This is a genomic window from Paeniglutamicibacter kerguelensis, from assembly GCF_017876535.1.
GTDB classification, from domain to species: Bacteria; Actinomycetota; Actinomycetes; order Actinomycetales; family Micrococcaceae; genus Paeniglutamicibacter; species Paeniglutamicibacter kerguelensis.
The window spans coordinates 1390599-1415002 of record NZ_JAGIOF010000001.1; the positions used below are offsets into that span (position 1 = coordinate 1390599).

Consider the following 24404-nt stretch of genomic DNA (forward strand, 5'->3'; position numbering starts at 1 on the left):
TGCCACCTCCTAGCGTATCCGGCCTTGCGGCAGGTGGCCGGTTCGGCATCCGGGACACCGTGCTGCCCCCCACGACGGTGCCCGTTCCTCCGCTTTCGGAGAAGAAGTGACACTGTCATTCCGACGCCACTCGGATCAGACGCAGGCCTTCGCATCCTGCTTGGGCTTGCATTGCTCGTTCGGGTTGGTGATGAGCAACGGCAGCTTCACCGTGGTGCCGCTCGGGGCGGCCTTGACGGTGATGGTGCCACTGGTGCGGGCATCGGCCGGCAAGGTGAAGGACACCTTGGCCGATCCGTCCCTCACGCCCACCGTGTCAACCACGGTGCTCTTGCCCTTGTTGTCAGTGAATTCCACTGTGACGGTGGCGTTCTTCGGGCTGCCCAGGGACGTCAGGTCAAGCTTGTTGAGCTGGAAGCCGACGGTACCCTTAGCATCCACCCTGGCCGGGTTGCCGATGACCTCAACGCTTCGTCGGGCGAAATCAGGGGCAATCGGTGCAGTCTGGGACTGTTCTCCAAGGTACTTGATCCACGCATCCCGGTCGACGAGGCCTGAATCCTTGGTGTTGGTGCCTTCGGTGAAGACCCGGAAGTTGTCGCCTCCGGTGGCCAGGAAGCTGAACGTGCCCACTCGGTAGGAACGCTCCGGGTCCAACGGTTCCCCGTTGATGGTGACCGAGGTGACGTGGTCTCCCGGCTTGCGGGTGGAATCGTAGGTGTAGTCCATGTTTGAGGAGAGCCCCAGGTTCAGGAAGGGGCGGCTCGGGATGGAACCGTCGGCATTTGTCTGCCACTGCTGCTCCAGCATCTCCTTGACCTGTGCTCCAGTCAGGGAGGTCGTCCACAGGTTGTTCACGAATGGCAGCACGGCGTTGGCGTTGGCGTATGTCACCACGCCATCCTCGAAACCGTCGTTCTTGTAGAGCAGCTCCGCACGCAGCCCGCCGGGGTTGACCACGCCGATCTCGGCGCCACCGGTCTGCTCCGCCTTGAGCGCATCCAGAAGGGCGTCGCCCACCAGGTTGCCCAATGTTGATTCACTGGAGCGGTCATCACGGGTGTACTTGCCGGTCGCGGCGTCGAAGGTCTGCGCCGTGGTGATGTCAGCGGAGATCTTCCCGACCGGAACGTTGCCTACAACCGTAGCGTCGGCAAGTGCCTTGTCCGTGATGTCCTTGACCGTTGCCACACGCGGGAACGTGGCCACCAGCTCATCGTCGTCGGTCGTGGTGCGCGGCACGTTGCCCTGCGTGTAGGAAACAACCTCGTTGGAAGCGGAGTCCACCTTCAGGATGATCTGGCCGATGAACTCGCCGTAGCTTCCAGTCTGGAGCACGGGCCGGGTCTTCAGCGCTGCGTCGGCCGAGACGCCCGGGATCGGGGCGTCCCACGCGTACTGCTTGTGGGTGTGCCCGGTGAAGATCGCATCGACCGAGGGGCTGGTCTTGGTCACGATGTCCCGGAACGCGCCCCCGGCGGCGATCTCTTCCTCCAGGGTTGCGCCATCCGGGGTTCCTGCACCGGCGCCCTCGTGGAACTCGGCCACGATCACGTCGGCCAGCTTCTGATCGGTGATCTCCTTGGCGACGCGGTTGACCGCCTCGACCGGGTCGCCGAACTCCAGCATGGAAACGCCCGAAGGAGTCACCAAGGTGGGGGCCTCTTGCGTGACGGCGCCGATGATGGCAACCTTCACGCCGTTGAGCGTGATGATCCTGTACTCGTCAAGCACCGGGGTGGTGGTGCCCTTCGCGTACACGTTGGCACCCAGGTAATCCCAGTCGGCCGCGTCGTTGACGCGGCCATCGAGATTGCCGTAGCCCTTGTCGAACTCGTGGTTCCCGACCGCTGAGGCCTGCAGTTCCAGCGCGTTGAGCACGTCGATGGTGGGCACGTCATCCTGGGAAGCCGAAGCGAACACGCTGGCGCCGATGTTGTCACCTGCGGAGAGGAACGCCGTGTTGGCGTCCCCGGACGCTGCGCGCAGCTGTTCCACGGTGCCGGCAAACTTCACGGTGTTGGCGTCAACGCGGCCATGGAAGTCGTTGATGTTCAAGAGGTTGATTTCCTTGGTGGCTGCCGGAGCCCCGCCCAGGTCCAGGCCGACGATGACGGGGTCGTGGTCGGATGCGGCAAACGCCGAAGAATCGTAGAAATCGGTGGCGTTGTACCTGTAGCGGCTGTATCCCATGGCGGGGGATTCGACGGAGTTGATGTTCCAGATATCCGCACCCGTGATCGCTGCCTCGGCGGCAGGCGAGGCCAGGATGTGGTCAAGCGAACCGACCATTCCGCCGAAGCTGTAGGAATGCTTGCCGGTTTTTGGATCCTGGTCCACGTAACCGGCATCGGTCATGACCTTGATGGGATCCTCAAACCCGTAGGCGTTGAAGTCGCCCATGAGCAGCACCTTGTCGGTGCCCTGCTCGGCCTGCAGCTTGGTGGAGAACTCCACGAGCGCCTTGGCGTGGGCGGTGCGGGCCAGGTTGGAGTTGCCCTGGCCCTGATCGGTGTCATTGCCGATCGCCGAACCCTTGGACTTGAAGTGGTTGGCGATCAGCAGCACCTTGGCGGAATCCTCGGCGCCGACGGGCTTGAACGACTGCGCCAGCGGCTGCCGGGCAATGCCGATGAACGCCTTGTCATCCAGGATCACGGAGTCGCCCACGGGCTCGGCGGCATGCTTCTTGTAGATGAAGGCGGTGCGAATCACGTCCTCATCCTCGACCGCAGGTCGCTGGTCCGCCGCGGGGGAGCGGACGTAGTCCCAGACTCCCGGAGCGGCGACATTGAGGGCATCAACCAACGTAGCAAGGGCGCTGTCGCGGTCCTTGCCAAACTTGGCGGAATTCTCGATTTCTTCCAGCGAGAGCACATCGGCGCCGGACGCATTGATGCCGGCCACGATCTTGTCCTGCTGGCGCTTCAGGTTCGCCGCATCGGCAGCACCGCGCTGGGGGCAGCCGCCTTTGACGGTGACCTTGTTGCCGTTGAAGTCGGTGTAGAACTCGCACGCGGGGTCCGTGTCACCGGTCTCGGTGAAGTAGTTCTGCACGTTGAAGGAGGCAACCTTGAGGTTGCCGCCCACGTCCTTCGGCGCGTCCACGCGGTTGTTGCCAAAGGTGATGGGCTGCACGGTGCCGGCATTCGCCGGGGTGAGGGTCTCCAACGGCTGGAATTTGTAGGCGTTGTTGCGGTTGTCAAAGATGACAGGGGCCATGAACTCGGAGGTCGAACCAACGCGCATCGGCGTTTCCCGGCTCAACCACGGCAGCGGAAGAACGGAGCCACCGGAGCTCAGGAAGTTGGTGCTGGCGCCGTCGTCGAGTTTGATGGCGCGGGCGGTGTTCTCGGCGACCGTGGCCGTGTACTCGGCGGAGCCGTAGGGCGCCACGGCAGTGGGCTGAACCAGAGGAGTCTTTCCCGTGGCCAAACCGAGTTCGCCGTAGTTGTTCAGCGAAGAATTGTCGGTGATCGTGAAGTCTCCCTGAGGGTCAACCAGCATGCCCTCCAAGGCTTCTCGCGGCGCGACTGAGGCGGGGACCGCGATGACAGCCGCCTTGACCTCTGCTGCAGGCTCGGCAAGTTGGGTCATTCCTCCGGCGGCGACGTCGATTTCCGTGGTCGTGGCGGTGTCCGAGGCGCCGCCGAACTCCTTGACGAGGCCTGTCACCTGGACGTGGTCGCCGATTTTGACGTTGGCGACGGTCATGGGGGAATACACAAAGACACCGTCGGAGGCCTTGTGGTTTGCCATGTCTAGGTCGCCGCCGGTGCCGGGGGTCTGGATGAAGTAGCCGTTGAAACCACCGGTGGGGTAGGCCGCAGTGACCTTGCCCCTAGTCGTCACGGTGGTGCCAACCAGGGGGCTCACGGCACCCGTACCTTGGATTTCGGCAATTGCTTTGGTTCCCGAATCAGCAGTTGGCGGCGGCGGTTCGCCGCCGCCCGTGCCCAGGGGCGAGGGCGCGGCCGTAGCGAAGTCTGCTGCGTTGCTGTCCGTATCGGCAAAGAGCGTGCGGTTCAGCGACGTGGTAGCACTCGCCGCCGAGGATGGTGCGGTCTCAAAGGTGTTGGACGATCCGTAGCCTAGGAGGTCCACCACGCCGGATGTTCCCACCACGGATCCGGTGGCAAGGTCTGCCGGCAATATGTCGTTCTTGTCGGAGAGGATCAGCGTCCCGCCGCCGCCGGCAAGGGAGAAGTCGCTCGCGTCCGCATCAGTTGTGGGGAGGCCGCTGCCCGCAACCCCGTTGGAATTGCCTTTGACCAGGTAGTAGTCATTGGCCTTGATGGTGCCGGAAAGGGCGGCGAATCCGGTGGGTGCTACCTGCCCTGTGGCTGAGCGATATTGCAATGACCAGCCCGACAAGTCAATATCTTCGTTAGTGGGGTTGTACAGCTCCACGAACTTGTTCTTGTAGGAAGCGTTCGCGCTGCCGCCGTTGAGATAGGCCTCGTTGATGATCACATGGGCTGCATCCAACGGACCATCAAACCTAACAGCAACCGGGAGGGTTCTGTGGAAAGCGGCCTCGGCCGAGCGACTTTCAAGCAGTGCAGTGGCGGTTTTTTCTGCCGGCATCGCCAAGTTGGTGGCCATTGCCGGCGAGATCGCCAGCGGGGCCACTGCCAGGCTAAAGGCCAGAACGGCCCCCAACCCAGTCCTAATGAAGGTATTGCGCGTCATCTTTCCCACTCTCTAGAGTGTGGCACGCCCTGTGCCGTGGGTGATGAGCGTCTGCATGTTGATTGCTGGCAGGCGGCCAAGGGAGACGAGTGACTTGGCTGGCACGGCAGTCACGTGTCTGAGCCAAACACATAGAAGTGAAACATTCATGAACGAATGTTGGTGGTCAAGCAATTGAACTCGCCCCCGAAAGTTGGACTCGGTAAGCAAGATTCTACTGCGCAGCGAGTGTCTGGGCCGATATACCTTCGTGCCCAAGCACTCGGGCGTTAATGAGATGCGGTCGTGGTTGTACCAGCGGATATAGTCCCCGTGCTCGGCGAGAAGCCCCTCGGTGCCGGTGAATTCATGGTGGAGGAACATCTCTTCCTGCAGGTGCCCGAAGAAGTTCTCCATCACCGCGTTGTCCAGGCGATTGCTCTTGCGCGGCATCGGCTGCGACATCCGGAATCATTGAGCGGTTTCTGCCAGCGGGCGTGCCGGCACTCGATTCCTTGGTCCGAATGCACCATCGGGGTAGGGAATTCCGCCGGGCAGGCGGCAATCTTCATTTCCCGGCACGCCCGCTCGGTCGCCATGCTGCTGCGCGGCCCCTCGTTGGCTGCGCGGATGTCCGCCTACTCGATCGAGCAGATCCAGGCCAATGCCGTCATCAGCGTCAAGGTCAACATCGAGAACAATGAGCTGCACGGGGATGCGGCGCTCAAGGGCATCGAGGTGCGCCACGCCTTCACCCACGAGTACCTGGCCCTGACACGCTGAACGGCTGCCCCTGGTGCATCCGGGCCGAGACCGGATTGGCACACCGCTTGCACATGCCTTGTTGGGCACCATGCCCGGGCATAGGCTCGACCCCATGGACTATCGATACCTCGGGGCCTCCGGGCTCAAAATCACCGAAATCACCTACGGCAATTGGCTCACCCACGGTTCCCAGGTGGAAAACGATGTTGCGGCCGCCTGCGTCGAGGCGGCACTGGATGCGGGCATCACGACCTTTGACACGGCCGACGCCTATGCCAATGGCGCCGCCGAGGAAGTTCTCGGGGCGGCGCTGAAGTCCCGTCGCCGCGAATCGCTTGAGGTCTTCACCAAGGTGTACTGGCCCGTCGGCCCCAAGGGTCCCAACGACACCGGCCTGTCCCGCAAGCACATCATGGAGGGCATCAACGGTTCGCTGCGGCGCCTGGACATGGACTACGTCGACCTCTACCAGGCACACCGGTACGACTACGAGACGCCGCTTGAGGAGACGATCCAGGCGTTCGCCGACGTCGTGCGCGCCGGCAAGGCCCTCTACATCGGTGTCTCCGAGTGGTCGGCCGTACAGTTGCGCGAGGGACAACGCTTGGCCAAGCAGGCGGGGTTCGCGCTGGTTTCCAACCAGCCCCAGTATTCGGCGTTGTGGCGCGTGATCGAGGCCGAGGTCGTGCCCGCCGCCAAGGAACTGGGCATGTCCCAGGTCGTCTGGTCCCCGATGGCGCAGGGCGTCCTCTCCGGCAAATACCTTCCCGGGCAACCAGCCCCGGCCGGAAGCCGCGCCACCGACGAAAAGGGCGGGAAAAACACCATCTCCCGGTTCCTGGACGACGCGGTGCTCGAACGTGTCCAGGGGCTGCGGCCGATCGCCGATGAGCTGGGGCTGAAGATGTCCCAACTGGCCATCGCCTGGGTCTTGCAGAACCCGAATGTCGCCACGGCCCTGGTCGGTGCCTCGAGGCCCGAGCAGGTGGCAGAGAACGTCAAGGCATCCGGCGTGGTGATCCCGCCGGAGCTGATGTCCGCCATAGACGATGCGCTCGGCGACTCGGTCGAGCGCGACCCCGCCATGACCGTGAGCCCGGAAACGCGCCCCGTGTAGGAGTCAAAGGGATCCCTCTCACGCCACGGGCGCTTGCGGGCCCCTGCCTCAATAGGGATCGTTGCGGGGAGGTGACAGCAGCCATGGGCCCCTCCCGGACTCGTACTGCCGCGCTCCGGCGGCAACGACCAATTGCTAGCCCGGCCGTTGCGTAACCGACGCCGGAACTCGATCCGTCGTGAGCTACGTTTAGGCCTATGACAAGTGCTTATGAGTTGGAACGCGCAGCCGACACGCTGCGGACATTTGCCCTCGACGAGGGCATGAAAGCGCGGGTCATGTCCTCGCCGGTGCTGGCGGAAATGGCAACGCGGGTTTCGCGGAGATACACCGCGGGGGACACCGTCGAAGATGCGATCCGGGTCGCGCGGAAGGCCGCGGACAGGGGCCACCGCATCAGCATCGAATACGCGGGCGAATCGGTGCGCACCCGCGAACTTGCCGTGTCCGAGGCCGGGGTATTCCTGGACGTGGCCGCGGCGCTGGCCGACTCCACGCTGCCCGGCACGATCTCCTTCGACCTCACGCACCTCGGCGCGCTTGTTGAGCGCGAGCTTGCGCTGGAACATGTCCGGGCACTCGCCCGGGCAACGGAGACGCAGGGAACCATCCTGATGATCTCCGCCGAGGGATCGGACCGGACCGACCTGATCCTGGACCTCTACGATCAGCTCGCCGACGAGATCCCGCGGATCGGCATCACGCTCCAGGCAAGGCTGCACCGCACGCCGGCGGACCTCGAGCGGGTCCTGCGACGCCCCGGAAGGATCCGGCTGGTCAAGGGGGCCTTCCTCGAACCGGAATCCGTTGCCTACCCGCGCAACAGCGAGGAGCTTTCTGCGGCGTACCGTTCGCTGGCTGCCCGGCTGGTGGAGTCGGGACACAGCGCGGCCTTTGCCACCCACGACGGGGAACTTGTTTATGCCCTTATCGCCGAGCACGGCGATGCCCTGAAGGGCGGTGCCGTCGAATTCGAAATGCTGCTGGGTCTCGGCACGCAGCTGATGGATCAGCTGCGTGCCGAGGGCTACGCGACGCGTGAGTACATCGTCTTTGGCGGGGAATGGTGGCTGTACGTGCTCAACCGCATGGCGGAACATCCCGAGCGAGCACTGGCGGCACTGGCCGACATGAACCCGGATCCCGCGGCATAGATCAACGGTGTGTTGCGTTTTCCCCCGTGAACACTGGATTACACTAATTACACAGGTATTCACAGATGACACAACTATTCACCGGAGTTGCCAGTGATCAACCCATTCCGCCCGACGGCCGGGGCGACCCCGCCGGATATCATCGGCCGCACAGGAGTCCTCGACGAATTCGAATACGGACTCGACATCCGCTCCGGCGCGCCCGGGCTACTGTCCATCATCACCGGCGCCCGCGGCATCGGGAAGACCGTGATGCTCGGCGTCGCCGAGGACATGGCGCGCGCCAAGGGCTGGGTTGTCATCTCCGAAACGGCGACGGCGGGCTTCCTCGGCAGGCTGGGCAAGGCCATGGAACACGCGGCCGGCGAACTCGGCGACGGGCCCGCGCGGCGACGCATCACCGGGTTCTCCGCGGGCGGGTTCAGCATCTCCACCAGCCTGCCGCCCGAACAACAGGTCGGCTGGCGCCAGCTCGGCGAAGAATTGCTGGGCTATCTCGAGGCGCAGAAAACCGGGCTGCTGATCACGGTCGACGAGATCCATGCGGCTGACCGCAGCGAGCTGGCGCAACTGGCCGCCAGCGTCCAGCATTTCATCCGCGACGGACTGCCCGTGGCGCTGGTGTTCGCCGGCCTGCCCGCCGCGGTCTCCGACCTGCTCAACGAGGGCGTCGCCACCTTCCTGCGCCGGGCGGACCGGATCGACCTGCATGCCGCCGCCGTCGGCGAGGTCAAGGCCTCCTACCTGGATACCTTCAACGGCGCCGGCTTCGGTCTGTCGCCCGAGCTGGCCAAGCTGGCCGCCGAGGCCACCGACGGGTACCCGTTCCTGATCCAGCTGGTCGGTTACCACCTGTGGCAGCTGGCCGAGGTCGGTTCCGGGACCATCGGCCCCGAAGACGTCCAGAAGGCGACGCGGGTGGCACGGCGGCGCAACACCCGGGTTGTCATCGAGGCGGCGCTCTCCGAGGCCTCGTCCAAGGACCTGGACTTCCTGCTGGCCATGGCCGTCGACGACGGACCCTCCTCGATTGCCGAGGTCGGCGCCCGCATGGGGGACCGGCGCAACACCTCGGGCAACTACCGCTCCCGTCTCATTGCCGCGGGCCTGGCCGAGCCGGCGGGCCGCGGAAACATCCGATTCGCCATCCCCGGCCTGCGTGAATACCTTCTCTCCAAGTATCCGGACGGGGCCTGAGCGACCCATCCAAACCGGCGGGACTTCATAAGCCACGTTGAGGAGGCCTGGTGTTCGCACGAAGGCGCTTGACGCGGGAGTTTGCGGTTGCCGCGCGGCTGCGCGGCGAGGGGCCGCCGGCCGAAGGCTGGGGTCTGTCGCTTGCGGCGGTGGTTGCCGGAAGGCGCGAGTTCGCCGGAACGGTGCACCATGAGCCCTGGAAGGACCAGGACATCGTCGTCATCATCTACGTATATTCCGCCGCGAAGACCGGAGTGCCCGAGGGCATCGAGGTGCACTACGTGAACGGGGGCCGCCGGGAAGTCGAGGACGAGGCTGCCGGCATTTTCACGGACATCGTGTGGTCGATGGATGACTTCATTGAACTTTTGGCATGCCTGGGCAACCAGCACATCGACTGGTACGACCCGGTGACGTCCTTCAAAACCGCCCGCGGGAAGTCAGCGGAATCCCTGGACGCATAGGCCGGCACCGGGCAAAGAAAAGCGGCGTCGAAACCGCCCCGAAAGGGGGACGGTTTCGACGCCGCTTTGTTTCTGGCTACCGGTATCCGGCCCGCTAGATCCACATGGCAGGGTCGATGTACTCGGCCGGATCCACCGCCGGCTTGTGTTCCTCGGCGGTGCGTGGCCGGTTTTTCGCCGGGATCCCGGTGATGATCGAATCCTCCGGCGCATCCTTGACCACCACGGCGTTGGCGCCGATGGCCGAGTCCGCGCCGATCACGATCGGGCCCAGGACCTTGGCTCCGGCGCCGATGACCACGCGGTCCCCGATGGTCGGGTGGCGCTTGACCTTGGCCAGCGATCGCCCGCCGAGCGTGACACCGTGGTAGATCATCACGTCGTCGCCGATCTCCGCGGTCTCGCCGATCACCACGCCCATGCCGTGGTCGATGAAAAAGCGCCGGCCGATCGTTGCGCCCGGGTGGATTTCGATCCCTGTGATGAACCGGCCGGCCTGGGAAATCAGCCGCGCCGGGAAGCGCAACTTGGGGTTCTGCCAGAGCCGGTGGGTCAACCGGTGGATCCAGATGGCATGCAGCCCGGAGTACGCCAGGAAGTTCTCGGCATTGCCGCGGGCGGCGGGATCATGGGCGCTCGCGCTGACTAGATCCTCGCGCAATCGGGAAAAGAAACTCACAACGTGACCTTTGTTCGGAAGATGGCCGGCAGCGCCATCCGAGGGAAAGGCGCTCGAATGGCGCTGCCGGCCGAAAACGATGCGGGCCCTTAGCCGCGGATGTCGTCGAAGAGCAGGGTGGAGATGTAGCGCTCACCGAAGTCGGGGATCACGGCAACAATCAGCTTGCCGGCGTTTTCCTCGCGGGCAGCGACCTGCAGGGCGCCCCAGACGGCGGCGCCGCCGGAGATGCCGCCCAGGATGCCTTCCTGCGTGCCGAGCGCACGGGCCACCGACACCGAGTCGTCGATCGCGGCGTCAAGCACCTCATCGTACAGCTCGGTGTCCAGCACCTCGGGAATGAAGTTGGCGCCCAGGCCCTGGATCTTGTGCGGGCCCGGCTTGCCGCCGTTGAGGATGGCCGAGTCCTTCGGCTCCACGGCGATGACCTGCAGTCCCGGCTTCTGCCGCTTCAGGAAGCGGCCGGCACCGGTGATGGTGCCGCCGGTGCCGATGCCCGCGACGAGGATGTCGATCTCGCCGTCGGTGTCTTCCCAGATCTCCGGGCCGGTGGTGGCCTCGTGGATGTTCGGGTTGGCGATGTTGGCGAACTGCTGCGCCCAGATGGCGTTCTCCGTGGTCGCCACGATCTCCTTGGCCTTCTCCACGGCTCCGCGCATGCCCTCGGAGCCCGGGGTCAGCACGATCTCGGCGCCGAAGGCACGCAGCATGACGCGGCGCTCGGTGCTCATGGTCTCCGGCATAGTCAGCACAACCTTGTAGCCGCGTGCCGCGCCGACCATGGCCAGGGCGATGCCGGTGTTGCCGGAGGTGCCCTCCACGATGGTTCCGCCCGGCTTCAGCGCGCCCGATTCCTCGGCGGCGTTCACGATGGCCACGCCGATGCGGTCCTTGACCGAGTTTGCCGGGTTGTAGAACTCAAGCTTCACCGCGATGTTGCCCGGCAGGCCCTCAGCCAGGCGGTTCAACCGCACCAGCGGGGTGCGGCCGACGATTTCGGTGACGTCGTTGTAGATCTTCGACATGGTTGATGTGTCCTTAGCCATGGTGGATGTGTCCTTACATGCAAGCGGTCCCGCAGGGTTGAACCGTGGTCAAGTGGTTGGCTATAAGCCTAGTCAGCTGCGAGGCGTGGCGGGTTCTTCAAGCCACGCGGCGTAATATTTCCTTGCTTTCGCGAGTTTCGGGTCAATAATGACCCGGCAGTAGCCCTCGCCCGGGAAACGGTTGTAGTAATCCTGGTGGATGCCCTCGGCCACAAAGAAGTCGGCGGGTTCCTCGAACACCGTCACGATCGGATCGGCGTACAACCCGGCGAACTTCCGCATGGATTCGCGGAAAAGCTCCTCTTGGGCGTCATCCAGCGGGTACATCGCCGAACGGTATTGCGTGCCCACGTCGTAACCCTGCCGGTTCAGCGTGGTGGGGTTGTGCATGGTGAAGAACATGTCAAGAATGACTTCCTCGGGCACGATCGCCGGGTCGAATGTTACGGCGACCGCTTCCGCATGACCGGTGGTTCCCGAGCAGACCGACCTGTAGTGGGGTGCCGGGTCGTCCCCGCCGGTGTAGCCGGAAATGACCGAGGTCACCCCGCGGGTCCGCTGGTACACCGCGTCCAAACACCAAAAACAGCCGCCTGCTAGGAGAAAGGTGCGCAGCTGCTGCCCGTCCCCGCCGACCGTGGTCGGCGAAAAGCGGATCGGGGTCGCGGAGATTGAAAAATCGTTCACATGGATACTCAAGCACGGGGCGCGGCATTTCATTCCCGGACCCGTACCCGGACATGCGCCCAAATCATTGCCGGGCATGCGTCCAAAGCGCGCCAATCCGGTTACGGTAGATGCATGCAAAGCAACAAGGGACAGCCACACGGCATGCGTATCGTCTCCGACCAGGCGGACCCGGAAGGGGTCGGCCAGGCCTCCGGAACCATGCCCGCATCCGATCCCGGGGCCATGGCCGCCGTGCCTGGCAACGTTTCAACGCTGCCCGGCGAGCCCGGCCAGGCCGGCACCGCGGCGCCCGCTGCAGGTTTGACCGATGTTGCCGAGCCGGCATCGGCAACCGCCGGTGCCGTGGCCGCCGCCCCTGCGGACGACGGCGTAGACGACCGGGTCCAGGACGAAGAGCTCGCCGACGATCCTGCCCCCGTGCTGACCACCCCCACGCTTGGCGAGGTGCTGCTGGCCATCGAGGAACTCTGGCCATCGTCGCTGGCCGAGAGCTGGGACGCCGTCGGACCCGTCGTGGGGCGCCCCGAACGCCCGGTGCGCCGCATCATGTTTGCCGTCGATCCCACGCTCGAGGTGATCGCCGACGCCGTCTCGCGCGGCACCGACCTGTTGGTCACGCACCACCCGCTGCTGCTCAAGTCCGTGAACTCCGTTGCCGCAACGGGCTTCAAGGGCGAGGCCGTGCACCTCTTGATCGAATCCGGTTGCGCCCTGGTCACCGCGCACACCAACGCCGACTCGGCGCTCGGCGGCGTCTCCGACGTGCTTGCCGACATCCTGGGCGTCACGGACACCAAGCCACTGGCACCCTCCAGCGCCGGCCTGCCCGAGGAGGGCATCGGCCGCGTCGGCATGCTTCCCGAACCGATGCTGCTGCAGGAATTCGCCAGCCGCGTCTTCTCCGCGCTGCCCTCGGTGGCCGGGGGAGTGCGCGTCGCGGGCGAGCGTGCCGGAATCGTCCAGAAGGTCGCCGTCTGCGGCGGCGCCGGCGATTCGCTCTTCGACGCGGTGCGTGATTCGGAGGCCGACGTCTACGTGACCGCCGACCTGCGCCACCACCCCGCATCCGAGGCCCGCGAGGCCTCGCTGAACGGCAAGCCGTACCTGATCGACGTATCCCACTTCGCCAGCGAATGGCTGTGGCTGCCCTCGGCGGCCGACGCCCTGGTCAATGTGCTGCACGACCTGGGCCACTCGGTCGAGGCCGAGGTTTCCAAGATCAACTCCGATCCGTGGGACTTCATTCTCACCCCGTAGCGCAGTTGCCTGACCGCTTGACGCTTATCCACATCCCGGGGCCGACGCCCCCGGCTGCAGTCCGTCGCGCCCATAGTGGATGCCATGTCCACCATGGCACAAGGCGACTGCGGTGATACGCCGGTCGACAAAACCACTTCGGCGGTGCTGGCCGCAATCCGCGGGGTCCTGAGCGCGGCCAACCCAGCGGCCCCGGTCGACGACCTGCGCATCCTGGCCGTGCTCGGCCCCGTTCTCAGCACGACGGCGGATCGGGCCATGCGCGGCATCAAGGGTTCGCCGGTGCAGGCGGCGGCCTTCGCCCATTTTGCCGAACAGCCCTACCGCGTCGCCGGCTACGCACAGATCCTCTCCGCGGGCGCCTGTGTCGAGGCCGATGCCCACACCTGCGCCGAGGAACCGCTGGCCGAGCTGAACCAGGTGCTTGGACGTGGCGACGAATTCGCGGCCGGCACCCTGGCGCTGCCCGTGGACCAGACCATCCCGGCCGGCAGGAAGCCGCTGAACCGCGACACCGCGGACCTGCTCAAGAACCTGCTCAGGCTGACGTACTTCCAGGCCAAGCACCGCGTGGATAGCTACGAAAAACTGCTGCCGCACCGCGGACCCGGCGGGTCCGTGCGGCAACCCGAATTCCCCAGGCTCGGAGAAATCCTCCGGGACGCGGTGGCCGACCCGCGGCTCATCGCCAACACCGCAGGGAAACTCGGTTCGATGGCCCCGGCACTGGAGGCGCAGCCCAACCCCGCCGAGTCCGCCGCGGAACTGGAGGCCGTCGCCGCTCGGGCCGTCACCGACCAGGACGCCGGTACCGTGGGCCGGATGCTCAGGGAAGCCAACGTCAGGCTCGATGAGACAGCGATCGAACGCGACGAGGCAGCCATCCGACCCTTCCTCGGCCTGCGTTTCCGCGGCAAGAAACCCACCGGATACCAATGGGAGTTGACGACGGATGCCGAGGGGAACGAGCTGCTTACTACCCTGGCCGACGACCTGAACAATCCGCGCACGGCCTCCGGCGATCGGATCAGCCCACCATCCGGCCCGCCATCAGGCCCGGCCGCCGGGCAACCGGCGCGGCCGATTCCGGAATGGGCCGTTGGCTCGGGCATCCCGCCCGAAGACCGTCCTCGCGAGGGCTTCACCGACGTGGGCCAGCCATCGTCCACCACGGACCGGGATACGCTGCCCGGGGAGAGACCGGCGGAGGCCAACGCCCGGGCGCGGGCGCAGCGCTTGCTGCAGGCGGTGCTCGATGCAGTCCGGACAGGCTCCAACCCCGGCGTCACCGCGGATCCCGGGATGTCCATGAACTCCCGTGTGGACATGCTTGTCATGATCGACTACGACTCACTCACCGGTGCGTCGGAGGCGCCCGGGCTCACCGGCCACGGCGACTACTTGGCCGCGGCCACCGCCCGGCGGCTGGCCTGCAACGCCGGCATCCTTCCGCTGGTCATGGGCGGCAACAGCCAGCCGTTGGACCTCGGCCGCAAGCGGCGCTTCTTCACCAAGGGCCAAAAGCGGGCGATCGCGGCGCGGGACCGCGGTTGCATCAATCCCGGCTGCTCGATGGCCGTGAACCGAACCGAGGCCCACCATATCGACCCGTGGTCGCAGGGCGGCCAAACCCGTGTCAACAAGGGCGTGCTGCTCTGCGTCGGCTGCCATTCCGCACACCACGCCGGGCACTTCGGGATCGAGTTCATCAAGGACATCCCGTTCGTGGTGCTGCCGGTCTCGCGGGACCCGCTGCAAAGACCTATGCGGAACTGGGTTTTCCACCCGGAATCCGCCGCCGCCTGAAAACCCACGCAATCGCCCGAACCGCAATGCCGCCGTCCGCCACCCCGGCGGGTCGACCACCCTGCGCCCGCCCCCTGCACACTAATGTTGTGGCTAAGCGATCACCGATCGCCTCGTGCCCGCGGCTTAGGCGGGCACCGAGCGTATTGCGGAGGACACCATGGCAAAGGCAGCACCGGCGGAACAACTTCGACTCCTGGACCTGGCCCGGCTCGATTCGGAAATCACCAAGCTCAAGCGCACCGTCACCGAGGCCTCCAGAGATGCCGAGGTCGACGCAGCGCAGGCACGGTTCACCGAGTCCGGCACCTCGCTGGCCGAGGTCCTCGCCCGCCTCACCACGCAGCAGGCCGCGCTGAAGGACTCCGAGGTCGCCGTCGAGAAGGTCACCGCGCACATCAACAAGGACCAGAAGCGGATCGACACCAACGCGGGTTCCGCCAGCGACATGATGGCGCTGTCCCACGAGGTCGAATCGCTCACCAAGCGCCGCGGCGACCTCGAGGACGCCGAACTGGAGATCATGGGCGACCTGGAGGACCTGCAGGCCGAGCACGACGCCGCGGCGGCACTCAACACCCAGCGATCCGCCGAGCTCGACGCCCACACGGCCCGCCGCGATGCGGCCGTCGCCGCGCTGAAGGAGGAGCTCGCAGCCGTCGAGGTCAGGCGCAGGGAAGCTGCAGCCACCTTCGACGAGGGCCTGTTCACCATATACGAGCGCATCCGCACCCGCTCGGGCATCGGTGCGGCCCGGCTCTTCCACGGCACCTCGGAGGCCAGCGGGATCGCCCTGGCTCCGGGCGACCTCGCGGAGATCAAGGCGGCCCCCGCCGACGAAATCGTCTTCTGCCCCGACACCGGCGCGATCCTGGTCCGCAGCAGCGAATGGGGCGCGTAGGCCCGTCGGGCACACCCGCGAACCACGCCGTGGCCGATTCCCCGGGTTCGGAACCGGCCACGGAAAGCGTGGCCGTCCCGCGCAGCGGCCGCCTGCACCACACCGAAATCTGGGTCCGCGACCTCGAGGCGTCCCGCGCCACCGTCGGCTGGCTGCTGGAGCAGCTTGGCTATGGCCCGGGGGAGCCCTGGGCCAACGGCACGAGCTACCATGGGGCGAACGACTACATCGTTCTTGAATCGGGTCCAGACGTCCTTCCAGTTGCGCACCAACGCTGCGCCCCGGGGGTCAACCACCTGGCGTTCGCCGCCGGGAGCCGGAAGCGCGTAGACGGGCTTGCCGCCGCGGCCATCCAGCGTGGATTCCGGCTGCTCTTCGCGGACGCCCACCCGTACGCCGGCGGCCCGCAGCATTACGCCGCGTACCTTGCCGATCCGGACGGATTCGAGTTCGAGCTGGTAGCCGGCGACTAGGACGACTAGGACGGCCCGGCCGCCCGGAATGCTCGGAGTCCGCTCAATGCGCCATCCGGGCAGCCCGGCCACCGGCAGGCATCCAAGCCGACGCAGTTCCGGCGGCTGCTAGCCCACGGCCCTGAACGCGTGGTCCTCGGGCAGGATGATGTTCAGCTGGTGCGCCTTGCGTGCGGTGCCCGGCACGAGTTCCGCCTCCCAGCGTTCCCGCGCCGCCGCCAGCAACTCCTCGGGCGTTGCCACCTCGGTGCCGCGGGTGAGCAGGTGCGCAGCCAGCTCGCCGCGAGTGTGCTTGGCAAAGTGGGAAACGACCTTGCGCACCCCGCCACGCAGCTGGAACACCGAAACACCGACCGTCTGCCCGGGGGCGGGGACCCAAGCCGCCGCATAGGTGCTGGAACGGCAATCGACCACCAGTTCGCCGGCGGCCCGTTCGTTGAGCACAGGGGTCAGCTTCGGCTTCCACCAGCTGGCGAGCTTGCCGATTTCCGGCAGCTTCACCGACATCGACAACCTGTACGCCGGGATCCGGTCCGCGAAGCCGACGGCACCCCAGAGCGCGGAGATCACCAGGATGCTTCGGTCCGCCAAGCGCTGCTGGTTGGCATCGAGCCTGTCGTAGCCCAGCGCCTCAAAGAGTACCCCGGTGTAGACCGAGTGTGCGGCGGCCGCAGGCTCCCTGTGCAGCTGGATGTTGCGGGTGACCTCCTCGACCAGCGACTTGCCCACGCCGAGCACCTCGAGGGCATCCCCGCCGCGTGAGACCTCGGCCAGCACGTCCAGGAGCTGGTGGCGATGCGCGTTCAGTTCCGGGAACTGCAGGGCATCTGCATTGAACGGTTCGCCGCTTGAAGCGGGTTGTTTGCCCTCGGAGGGCGGAAGCAAGATCAGCACCCATCGATCCTAATCGCCCGGCGACCCAAACCCGTTTTCGTGAATTGAAGGGACCGACTGCCGGGCTGCAGCCCCCAAGGTGCAAACCACGATCCAAAAGCGACTAGACTTGAACGCTGGACGGGATGGCCGGACGATCGCGTGCCACGCAAGTGGCCCGAGGAACGTCCGGGCTCCACAGAACAGGGTGGTGGGTAACGCCCACTCGGGGTAACCCGCAGGCCAGTGCCACAGAGAATAGACCGCCCGCATTCGTGCGGGTAAGGGTGAAACGGTGGTGTAAGAGACCACCAGCGCCTCAGGTGACTGGGGCGGCTAGGTAAACCCCACCCGGAGCAAGGTCAGACAGACTACTGGGTTGTTCGCTCAATGTAGTCGGGTGGACTGCTTGAGGGTGTCGGCAACGGCACTTCTAGATAGATGATCGTCACCGCGATTCGGGTAACCGACCGCGGCACAAAACCCGGCGTACAGGCCATCCCGTCCATTCAAATCCCCTTCCATCCCTTGAAATTACGGGGAAGTAGGGGTTTTCGTTTCCTGCTCCTATGACCGTTCGTCGTCGAATACGGATATTTGTTGGCACTTCTGGCGTGCACCCAGAATGCCCCCGGTCGAACCGCTGCGGAGCGGCCATTTGGCACTGGCACGCCAGAACCGATGTCCTGGCGCCTGGCACATCGTCACCCCATAGAAGGTTGGCGGGTCCGAGAGGGAAACCGAGCCGCCGCTTGATCTAGAGCCTAGATGACAGCGTCCCGGTGATCACGACGGTGATGCTGGGCGTGTAGCTGGCGCTCCATCATTTGCCGTATTGCCTAGGTGCTCCACCCAAGTGGTTTTCGGGCTGCATTCAGTTTCTAGGAACTTGAGGGGTTCGTATTCCCTTAGACCGACGAGGGTCGCGCCGAAGTCGAATCCAGAGATGCGTTTCTCTTCGATTTGCGTTGAAATCGTTATTCCTAGTCAGCAGCTTGCTTTTAACTTCAAAGTGTTAGGGTTATGGTTCATCTCACTCTCACCATTCATTGGGGAAACTATGTCTCGACGCATTTTTGCGCCACTCCTGGCGCTCACCATGTCGGCAGGGCTAGTCATCGGCGGCACATTGCCCGCCAATGCCGCTCCGGTCGCACCGACTGCCGCCGTTCAAGCTGCGAAGCCGGCGCCGCACAAGGTCGCGATCAGCAAGATCAAGACCGCCAAGGTGAACAAGAAGACGAAGAAGGCCACCGTCAAGCCCTCTGTGAAGTCCTCCGGCAAGGTCAAGGTCTCCTCGTCCAAGATCACCGTGAAGCAGGGTAAGAAGACCGTTGCGAAGAACGTGTCCTCGGCCAAGCTCAAGGCGGGCAAGTACTCGGTCACGACAACTGCCAAGTACAAGACCTGGACCAGCAAGACGACCAGCAAGGCTGTCACCACCAAGAAGCTCGTTGCCAAGAAGGGCAGCAACGTTGCGGTCACCTGCAAGTTCAAGAACTCGGTGTCAGATGTAGCGCCCCTTGGCTTTTTCACAGGAGATCCTGCCGATAAAGACGGGGTGGAAATCCTTCTCGTGACGACCACCTGCACCGGAGGATTCGACGGCTCCTTCGAGGTTCACGGAATCAGCGCCCCGGCAACGGAGGGAAACATCGCACTGGAAGCCGCTGGCTACTACGGCTGGGATTCGGCAGTCGACCCGGGTGGAAACCTGGGCGCCTTCGTTCCGGAGAAGGCCGGCGAGACGGCCAAGCTGAACGTCCTGTCGCCGAAGGACCTGTACAAGTCCACCAACACCGTTCAGAAGACCACCTCCAAGGTATGGTCGAAAGAACAGACCAAGACGATGAAGCAGACGTTGACCGTAAAGAAGTAGCAGCGGTTCGTTCGTGAAGGCGCCGGCTGGGGTTACCCGGTCGGCGCCTTCTTTGTTCCCCTGGAACTGTGCAGATTTAGTGTGAAATTGATAAACGGGGTGGGTTCCGAGGCGAAGGCACCGTCGGCACCACTCTTCGTGGCTTTGGAGGCCTATATGGCCGGGCGCGTTTCCGTCCCTATTTTCATTCTTCGACCGTTTTTGGGGATCCTATGGTCCTCTGCCGGCAGTGAAATCCGGGCCGGTCCCAGGTGCTCCTTACCCCCTCCCGGGGTTCAGGCCAGGACTATGGATCAATATTGGCGGATGAGCCCCAGTTTCTCCGTCGCCAGCGTTTCAGTCCCGTCAAGCGGGCCTGCAACCAGGAATTGCACTGGATGGTTCCTCGGTATCGCAGTCGGCGGTTGAACCCGACGAAGAGCCACGCGATTGAACGCCCAATCAGCTGCTGGTATTGCCGATACCTAATTGTGAAACCAGGAGTCTTGGACCGCGGCCCGGTAGGCACGATGCCGCCAGTGGTGTTAGGTGAGGACGACCTTGTGCCCATTCGTCGCATTCGTTCATTTATTCCGTACCGGGCGGCCGTTGCACGCGGCCCCAAAGCACACGTTGCCCTAGGAGTTGATCTTGCGCAGCACCCTGGTGGTGAATCCAGGGTTCGGGTTTCCTGATCGTATTTGAAATCCTTGAGCAAGAATCGCTTGGCGACGGCCGGGTGCAGCGCCTTGGGCTTCATCACCGCCGTGTGCCCGGCTGTTTTGAGGTTTTCAAGCAAGTCTCAGGGAACGTAGGCCGAATCCCCAAGTGCCGCGATCGTCTACCCTTCCCGGATGGGTGCGACTGGTAGTTCGGGTTTAGAAGAAACCAGAGGTTCGGACCATCCCGCCCACTCGAAAGCCCCAAACCACGCCCGGAAATCGGACCCGCAACGGCGGTGCACAGCTAGACTCGAACCATGGAATGGTTGCTCTGGCTCATTGGTGTCCCGGTGGTCTGCCTGCTGCTGCTCTGGGCCGCCTCCAAGTTCACCTTCCCGGAAAAATCGGCAGGTTCCAATGGTTCCTCCGGGTTCTTCGATGCCTTGAACGATGTGTACAACCCCTCGTCAACCGCCGCGCGAATGGAACTTGACCAGCAAAAACGCAAGATTGTCGAGTCTGCTCAAGGGCAGGACAAGGACCCGCTGGCTGGTTTCCATTTCCGCCCAAATCATCCACCCGGGCCCGGCGACGGAGCAAGCGATACCTCGCCTAGCGGTGCCGGGACTCCTGGTCCGTGACACCTATCGAAATCTCCTGCGCCGACGGGTACATCCTGCGTGGGCACCTATTCGAACCGGCCGCCCCGGACGGGCCTGCCAAGGGAGTTGTCGTCATCGCCAGTGCCACCGGGGTGCTGTCCACCTACTACCACCGCTACGCGGCATTCCTGGCTGGGCACGGATTCACCGCCATCACCTTTGACTACCGCGGCATTGGCGCCTCCGCGCCCGAAAGCCTCAAGGGATTCACGGTCCGCTGGCACGACTGGGGCTACCGAGACATCGATGCGGTGCTCGCCTGGGCCCGCACAAACCATCCGGGCCTGCCCCTGCATTATGTCGGCCACAGCTTCGGCGGCTTTGGTGTGGGGCTCGCCAGGGAGTCCAGACACCTCACCAGGATTCTCACGGTTGGGGCGCAGCACGCCCATTGGCGCGACTACGCGCCCGGGCACCGCGCGGGATTCTTGTGCCGCTGGCACCTGGCCATGCCCTTGGCCGCGTTGCGCCATGGGTATTTTCCCGGCAGGCAACGTGGCTGGCTGGAAGACCTGCCCCGGGGGGTGGCGCTGGACTGGGCGCGCAGCCGAAGGGATTTCACCGCGGTGCGCCAGAGGGAAGCAGGCGCCAACATGCGGCGGCACCAACGGGAGCTGACCGCCCAGATCCTCGCCGTGGCCGCAACCGATGATCCCTTCGCCACGCCGCGTGCCATGCGGAGGGCCCTGGCCTACACGCCAAATGCGCGGCACCAACTGGCCAGGATTTCCCCGCAGGAACTGGACCAGCCGGAACTCGGGCATTTCGCGTTGTTCCACGCGCGCTTTGCCGACACCTTCTGGGTCGACACGCTCGCGTGGCTGGGCGGCGGCTTGAACCCGTGGGCCCACCCGCTTGAATCGTCGCCCTCGGCCGAGCCGCCGGATATTTCGACGCCAGCATTCTGTGATCGACCTCACCGGCCGGTGACGCCGAACCCCGCGCTCAACGACTAGAATGGATAGCGGGCTACAGCCCACGGGGAAAGATCCTGATACCCCACACAACCGTTTCTGCAAAGGTGCTTTTACGGTAGCAACCGGCTCAAGGATCACCAGCCGGCTGAATTGGAAGGATTTTCAGTGACCCAGCAGTCTGTCGCAGCCCTACAGGAATGGAGCGGGCGCGAAGAGCTCGCCGAGGCCATGATTCCGTTGATCGGTCGCCTGTACCGCAACAACAACGTGGTGACCTCCATCTACGGCCGCAAGCTGATCAACCAGTCGGCCATCAACATCCTCAAGGCACACCGCGTGGTCCGCCGCATCGAGGGTGAAGAGCTCTCCATCGAGCAGACGATGCCGCTGTTGCAGGCCATCGACTCCCTGAACGTCGGCGCCGTCTCCATCGACCTCGGCCGCATGAACAAGAAGTTCGTCGAATCCGGTTCCACGGACCTCGTTGCCTTCCTCACCGAGGAACTGGGCGAAAAGGTCGGCCAGGCCGGCGCCACCGACGCCGAGCCGACCGACGTCGTGCTCTACGGCTTCGGCCGCATTGGCCGCCTGCTGGCGCGCATCCTCATCGAACGCGGCGGCTACGGCCTGCGCCTGCGCGCCATTGTCGTGCGCAAGGGTTCCGACGACGACATCGTCAAGCGCGCCTCGCTGCTGCGCCGCGATTCGGTCCACGGCCCGTTCGATGGCTCGATCACCGTGGATGAGGAAAAGAACACCATCCTCGCCAACGGCACGCTGATCCAGGTCATCTACTCGAACGACCCGGCCACCGTCGACTACACCGAATTCGGCATCAACAACGCGATCGTCGTCGACAACACCGGCCGCTGGCGCGACGAGGCCGGCTTGTCCCAGCACCTGCAGGCCAAGGGCGTTTCCCGCGTCCTACTCACCGCACCGGGCAAGGGCAACCTGAAGAACATCGTCCACGGCATCAACCACACGGACATCACGGCCGATGACAAGATCATCACCGCCGCATCCTGCACAACCAACGCCATCACCCCGGTGCTCAAGGCGCTCAACGACCGCTTCGGCGTGGTGCACGGACATGTCGAGACGGTCCACTCGTTCACCAACGACCAGAACCTGATCGACAACTTCCACAAGGGCGAGCGCCGCGGCCGTTCAGCGGCGCTGAACATGGTCATCACCGAGACCGGTGCCGCCAAGGCAGTTGCCAAGGCCCTTCCGGAACTCGAAGGCAAGCTCACCGGCAACGCCATCCGCGTCCCGACCCCGGACGTATCCATGGCGATCCTGAACCTGAACCTGGAAATGGCCACGGACAAGGAAGAGCTGAACAACTTCCTGCGCCAGACCTCGCTGGGTGCCGAGCTGCACAAGCAGATCGACTACATCGATTCGCCCGAGGTCGTCTCCACCGACTTCGTCGGCTCGCGCCGCGCCGGCATCGTTGACGGCCTGGCCACCATCGCCACCGGCAAGAACGCCGTCGTCTACGTCTGGTACGACAACGAATTCGGCTACTCCTGCCAGGTGGTCCGCGTCATCGAAACGATGGCCGGCACCCACCCGGTGGCCGTTCCGGCCATCGCCGCAACCCAGACCCTCAGCGTCTAGGTTTCCGCGCCGCCGTGAAGCGGGCCGCACCCTTCGATTTTCGATCGGTGCGGCCCGCTTCCGCGTTTAACGCCCGGGCCGCGATGGGTCGGGTTTGCGCGGCAGGGGCTGCCGGCGCGGGTTTTCGCGGCTAGGGTTTGACCATGAATGCCCAACGACAGGCCAGGTACGCCGGTGCGCGGCCCGCCGGCGTACTACTTCGGCGCAGCTGGCTGCTCTTGACGACGGCCGCCGTCTGCCTGGGTTTGCCGTTGCTCGCCTCCTGCTCCACGAATCCAGGTGCGAATACCGCCGCCGAACCGGGCGACGGCAGCAATCCGCCGCTGGTGCTAAGGCTCTCCGAAAGCGACCCGCGGTTCATCCACACGAACGCGGCCATGGGCGGCGCATCGATGCAGGAACAGTTGGCCGGGACACTGATCGTGGGGCGGGGTGATTGCCTGGGCGTCGCCACCGACAAGGGGACCGCGATCCCCGCATTCCCGCAAACGGCGGTGCTGCTGGACGGCGGGCGGCCCGGCATCGACATACAGGGCCGTCAATACCGGGTGGGAGACCAGGTTTCCTTTGGCGGGGGACTGGCGGTGCTGGGCGAGGTGGAGTTGCGCACCCTGGCGCCATGCCTTGGCGCGAGCGACACCGATATCTTCCTCATCCAGTCCCTCGGACCGTGAGCGGACGCCGAAAGAACCCCGGCAACGGCCCGGGAACTGGAAGGCGTCAGGCGCCGGACTCGGGCCACGCGCAGACGCCCTTGCCGACCTGCCAGGTGCCGCCGGCGTCGATGCGCTCGAGCACCAGGCGCTGCAGCGAGGATTCGCGCGGCAACGTCGTCGGTTCCGCGTCCGCGGGCGCCCGGAACGTGAAGTAGAGCGCGTCCTTGGGTTCGTTGCGCAGCTCCACGTTGGAGAACCGCGCGGCGAATTTCGCCATGTTCGATGCCGGAAGGCCCGCTGAAAGGTGCGGATCCAGCAGCCAGGAGTCGCAAGAGGCGTGGTCGATCCGGGCGTCGGGGAATTGGCGCGCAAAGAACACCGCCGCCAGTGCCAGGGACTCGTCCACCGAGGCCGGGTCCAGCGGACCGTCCTCGGGAATGTGCAGGCCGATGACCCACGGGCCCTTGGCCGTCTCGCGGTGCAGGTGGAATTGCAGGCGCCCCAGCCGGAAGAGCAATCCGGAGAGGTGCAGCACCAGCCACCACCAGGTGTCCATCCCGAAGCCCCCGTAGGTCCGCCGGTGCAGCTCCATCTGCTTGCCGATGTCGGCGAACGTCGCCTCGATCACCGCGGGGGAGACGCCGGAGCGCTCCAGGCGTTCGGCCGCCACGGGGGCGAAGCGGAGGATGGCCTCGATCCACCGCTGCTCGTCGACCCCGTCGAGATGCTTGAGCTCCGGCGCCGCGGCATCGCCCCAGCGGGCGTCGATGGATTCCAGGGCGCGCTGCGTTCCGGAGTCGGCCGGCGTGCCCAGCATCAGGGTGCAGGCCTGCCGGTCGGCGGCCGGGATCGCGCACAGGTCGAGGATTGCGGCTGCAACTTCAGGGCCATGGGTGACGGTCATCGAATCGGAGGTTCCTGGTTCTGTGC

Annotated in this window: 21 protein-coding genes and 1 other RNA gene; 15 read left to right on the plus strand and 7 right to left on the minus strand. The window is 65.0% G+C overall.

What is annotated here, in order from left to right; genetic code table 11:
- Positions 1-135 precede the first annotated feature (135 nt).
- On the minus strand, positions 136-4692 hold the full coding sequence (locus JOF47_RS06235) for an ExeM/NucH family extracellular endonuclease (protein WP_377738070.1): 4557 nt from the start codon (positions 4690-4692) through the stop codon (positions 136-138).
- Between the two features lie 12 nt (positions 4693-4704).
- Positions 4705-5088, minus strand: a complete 384-nt coding sequence (locus tag JOF47_RS22470) for an IS3 family transposase (protein ID WP_377779770.1) — start codon at positions 5086-5088, stop codon at positions 4705-4707.
- Between JOF47_RS22470 and JOF47_RS21795 the strand changes: the two genes are divergently transcribed.
- The 5 genes from JOF47_RS21795 to JOF47_RS06265 all read left to right on the plus strand — a co-directional run bounded on the left by JOF47_RS21795 (position 4978) and on the right by JOF47_RS06265 (position 9368).
- On the plus strand, positions 4978-5454 hold the full coding sequence (locus JOF47_RS21795) for an NAD(P)-binding domain-containing protein (protein WP_245356281.1): 477 nt from the start codon (positions 4978-4980) through the stop codon (positions 5452-5454). The two genes, JOF47_RS22470 and JOF47_RS21795, sit on opposite strands and share 111 nt — an antisense overlap.
- Positions 5455-5548: 94 nt before the next feature.
- Positions 5549-6553 (plus strand): aldo/keto reductase family protein, encoded by a 1005-nt coding sequence (locus tag JOF47_RS06250; protein WP_209996668.1) that lies wholly within the window; start codon positions 5549-5551, stop codon positions 6551-6553.
- A gap of 197 nt (positions 6554-6750) precedes the next feature.
- On the plus strand, positions 6751-7707 hold the full coding sequence (locus tag JOF47_RS06255) for a proline dehydrogenase family protein (protein WP_209996669.1): 957 nt from the start codon (positions 6751-6753) through the stop codon (positions 7705-7707).
- A 93-nt stretch (positions 7708-7800) separates the two neighbouring features.
- Positions 7801-8904, plus strand: a complete 1104-nt coding sequence (locus JOF47_RS06260; protein WP_209996670.1) for an ATP-binding protein — start codon at positions 7801-7803, stop codon at positions 8902-8904.
- A gap of 68 nt (positions 8905-8972) precedes the next feature.
- Positions 8973-9368, plus strand: a complete 396-nt coding sequence (locus JOF47_RS06265; protein WP_209996671.1) for a hypothetical protein — start codon at positions 8973-8975, stop codon at positions 9366-9368.
- Between the two features lie 94 nt (positions 9369-9462).
- On the opposite strand, the gene epsC is transcribed toward JOF47_RS06265, so the two are convergent.
- The 3 genes from epsC to msrA all read right to left on the minus strand — a co-directional run bounded on the left by epsC (position 9463) and on the right by msrA (position 11708).
- Complete coding sequence (gene epsC / locus JOF47_RS06270) at positions 9463-10047, minus strand: serine O-acetyltransferase EpsC (RefSeq protein ID WP_209996672.1); 585 nt, start codon at positions 10045-10047, stop codon at positions 9463-9465.
- A gap of 89 nt (positions 10048-10136) precedes the next feature.
- Positions 10137-11072, minus strand: a complete 936-nt coding sequence (gene cysK, locus JOF47_RS06275) for a cysteine synthase A (RefSeq protein ID WP_210001440.1) — start codon at positions 11070-11072, stop codon at positions 10137-10139.
- 93 nt (positions 11073-11165) lie between these two features.
- A complete protein-coding gene (gene msrA, locus JOF47_RS06280; RefSeq protein ID WP_210001441.1) occupies positions 11166-11708 on the minus strand; it encodes a peptide-methionine (S)-S-oxide reductase MsrA in 543 nt (180 codons plus the stop codon).
- Between the two features lie 417 nt (positions 11709-12125).
- On the opposite strand from msrA, the gene JOF47_RS06285 reads away from it, so the two are divergent.
- The 4 genes from JOF47_RS06285 (at position 12126) to JOF47_RS06300 (ending at position 16220) form a co-directional block, all read left to right on the plus strand.
- Entirely contained in the window at positions 12126-13040 is a 915-nt protein-coding gene (locus JOF47_RS06285; RefSeq protein WP_377738800.1) for a Nif3-like dinuclear metal center hexameric protein, read from the plus strand.
- A gap of 84 nt (positions 13041-13124) precedes the next feature.
- Positions 13125-14846 carry an HNH endonuclease signature motif containing protein gene (locus JOF47_RS06290; RefSeq protein ID WP_209996678.1) on the plus strand — a complete coding sequence of 574 codons (1722 nt, stop codon included), beginning with the start codon at positions 13125-13127 and terminating at the stop codon, positions 14844-14846.
- Positions 14847-15006: 160 nt separating this feature from the next.
- Positions 15007-15747 carry a zinc ribbon domain-containing protein gene (locus JOF47_RS06295; protein ID WP_209996680.1) on the plus strand — a complete coding sequence of 247 codons (741 nt, stop codon included), beginning with the start codon at positions 15007-15009 and terminating at the stop codon, positions 15745-15747.
- 29 nt (positions 15748-15776) lie between these two features.
- Positions 15777-16220 carry a VOC family protein gene (locus tag JOF47_RS06300; protein ID WP_342592720.1) on the plus strand — a complete coding sequence of 148 codons (444 nt, stop codon included), beginning with the start codon at positions 15777-15779 and terminating at the stop codon, positions 16218-16220.
- A gap of 108 nt (positions 16221-16328) precedes the next feature.
- Here JOF47_RS06300 and JOF47_RS06305 read toward each other — a convergent pair whose 3' ends face one another.
- Positions 16329-17114: a YaaA family protein gene (locus tag JOF47_RS06305; protein WP_209996682.1), complete on the minus strand. Its 786-nt coding sequence runs from the start codon at positions 17112-17114 to the stop codon at positions 16329-16331.
- A 121-nt stretch (positions 17115-17235) separates the two neighbouring features.
- Between JOF47_RS06305 and rnpB the strand changes: the two genes are divergently transcribed.
- From rnpB to JOF47_RS06335, 6 genes are all read left to right on the plus strand, one after another.
- Positions 17236-17601: RNase P RNA component class A (rnpB, locus tag JOF47_RS06310), an RNA gene on the plus strand.
- Positions 17602-18153: 552 nt separating this feature from the next.
- Positions 18154-18972 carry a hypothetical protein gene (locus tag JOF47_RS06315; RefSeq protein WP_209996684.1) on the plus strand — a complete coding sequence of 273 codons (819 nt, stop codon included), beginning with the start codon at positions 18154-18156 and terminating at the stop codon, positions 18970-18972.
- Between the two features lie 958 nt (positions 18973-19930).
- Positions 19931-20254 (plus strand): hypothetical protein, encoded by a 324-nt coding sequence (locus JOF47_RS06320; RefSeq protein WP_209996686.1) that lies wholly within the window; start codon positions 19931-19933, stop codon positions 20252-20254.
- Positions 20251-21231 carry an alpha/beta hydrolase family protein gene (locus tag JOF47_RS06325; RefSeq protein ID WP_209996688.1) on the plus strand — a complete coding sequence of 327 codons (981 nt, stop codon included), beginning with the start codon at positions 20251-20253 and terminating at the stop codon, positions 21229-21231. Before JOF47_RS06320 ends, JOF47_RS06325 begins: the two co-directional genes overlap by 4 nt.
- A 126-nt stretch (positions 21232-21357) precedes the next feature.
- The gene (locus JOF47_RS06330) at positions 21358-22818 is read left to right on the plus strand and encodes a glyceraldehyde-3-phosphate dehydrogenase (protein ID WP_209996690.1); all 1461 of its coding nucleotides are present in this window, start codon (positions 21358-21360) and stop codon (positions 22816-22818) included.
- A 143-nt stretch (positions 22819-22961) separates the two neighbouring features.
- On the plus strand, positions 22962-23492 hold the full coding sequence (locus tag JOF47_RS06335; protein WP_209996692.1) for a hypothetical protein: 531 nt from the start codon (positions 22962-22964) through the stop codon (positions 23490-23492).
- Between the two features lie 46 nt (positions 23493-23538).
- Here the strand turns inward: JOF47_RS06335 and JOF47_RS06340 are convergent, their stop codons facing one another.
- Complete coding sequence (locus tag JOF47_RS06340) at positions 23539-24378, minus strand: acyltransferase domain-containing protein (protein WP_209996694.1); 840 nt, start codon at positions 24376-24378, stop codon at positions 23539-23541.
- Positions 24379-24404 lie beyond the last annotated feature (26 nt).

What these genes read in the sequence shown, in the direction of transcription:
- JOF47_RS06235 (WP_377738070.1), bottom strand. Translation starts at nt 4,692, where the DNA reads ATGACGCGCAATACCTTCATTAGGACTGGGTTGGGGGCCGTTCTGGCC.
- JOF47_RS22470 (WP_377779770.1), bottom strand. Translation starts at nt 5,088, where the DNA reads ATGGAGAACTTCTTCGGGCACCTGCAGGAAGAGATGTTCCTCCACCAT.
- JOF47_RS06250 (WP_209996668.1), top strand. Translation starts at nt 5,549, where the DNA reads ATGGACTATCGATACCTCGGGGCCTCCGGGCTCAAAATCACCGAAATC.
- JOF47_RS06255 (WP_209996669.1), top strand. Translation starts at nt 6,751, where the DNA reads ATGACAAGTGCTTATGAGTTGGAACGCGCAGCCGACACGCTGCGGACA.
- cysK (WP_210001440.1), bottom strand. Translation starts at nt 11,072, where the DNA reads ATGTCGAAGATCTACAACGACGTCACCGAAATCGTCGGCCGCACCCCG.
- JOF47_RS06290 (WP_209996678.1), top strand. Translation starts at nt 13,125, where the DNA reads ATGTCCACCATGGCACAAGGCGACTGCGGTGATACGCCGGTCGACAAA.
- JOF47_RS06295 (WP_209996680.1), top strand. Translation starts at nt 15,007, where the DNA reads ATGGCAAAGGCAGCACCGGCGGAACAACTTCGACTCCTGGACCTGGCC.
- JOF47_RS06315 (WP_209996684.1), top strand. Translation starts at nt 18,154, where the DNA reads ATGTCTCGACGCATTTTTGCGCCACTCCTGGCGCTCACCATGTCGGCA.
- JOF47_RS06320 (WP_209996686.1), top strand. Translation starts at nt 19,931, where the DNA reads ATGGAATGGTTGCTCTGGCTCATTGGTGTCCCGGTGGTCTGCCTGCTG.
- JOF47_RS06335 (WP_209996692.1), top strand. Translation starts at nt 22,962, where the DNA reads ATGAATGCCCAACGACAGGCCAGGTACGCCGGTGCGCGGCCCGCCGGC.
- JOF47_RS06340 (WP_209996694.1), bottom strand. Translation starts at nt 24,378, where the DNA reads ATGACCGTCACCCATGGCCCTGAAGTTGCAGCCGCAATCCTCGACCTG.